This window comes from Streptomyces shenzhenensis, assembly GCF_021462265.1.
Classification (GTDB): domain Bacteria; phylum Actinomycetota; class Actinomycetes; order Streptomycetales; family Streptomycetaceae; genus Streptomyces; species Streptomyces shenzhenensis.
The window spans coordinates 1-798 of record NZ_JAJONF010000181.1 but is presented as its reverse complement, the minus strand read 5'-3'; the positions used below and the strand labels follow the sequence as shown (position 1 = coordinate 798).

Below are 798 nucleotides of genomic sequence, written 5' to 3'. Positions count from 1 at the left end.
GTAGGCCGACAGATCCGACTCACGGATCCGGGCGAGCAGGTCCCGGAAGGTGGGGTTGCCGGAGGCGTCGGAGCGCAGGACGAGGGTGTTGACGAAGAACCCGGCCAGCCCCTCCAGTTGCAGGTCCGACCGGCCCGCGACCGGGGTGCCGATGCACACGTCCTCGCCGGCCCCCATCCGGGCGAGCAGCACGGCCAGCGCGGCGTGCACGACCATGAACATCGTCGCCCCGCCCCGCGCGGCCAGCTCCACCAGCCGCGCGTGCGTAGCCGCGTCCACCCCTATGGGGACCGTACCGCTGCGGAACGACGGCGTGGCCGGACGCGGACGGTCGAACGGCAGCACCGTCTCCTGCGGCACTCCCTCCAACGTCTCCCGCCAGAACTCAACCTGCCCGGCACCGGAACTGTCCGGATCGTCCAGCTCGCCCAGCACCTCCCGCTGCCACAACGCGTAATCCGCGTACTGAACCGGCAGCGGCTCCCACCCCGGGGCCTGCCCGGAAAGCCGCGCACCGTAGGCGACCTGGAGGTCGTTCGCCAGGACGCCCATGGTCCAGCCGTCCGAGGCGATGTGGTGGGCCACCAGCAGCAGCACCCACTCCTCCTGCGCAACCTTCAGCAGAACGGTTCGCCACGGCAGGTCGACCCGGACGTCGAAGCCCCGTCCGATCTCGTCCTGCATGACTTCGCGCCAGCGTTCGCCGGCCGCGACCACCTGGAGCCGGGGACGGCCTTCGACGCCCTCGCGGATCTCCTGGTACGGCACCCCCTCCACATCCGGGAACACCGTCCGCAG

At 71.3% G+C, this 798-nt stretch carries 1 protein-coding gene; it reads right to left on the bottom strand.

The features are described 5' to 3' along the window. Positions 1-798, bottom strand: a 798-nt coding sequence (locus tag LQ326_RS47345; protein ID WP_234545402.1) for a condensation domain-containing protein, incomplete at both ends; no start/stop codon positions are given.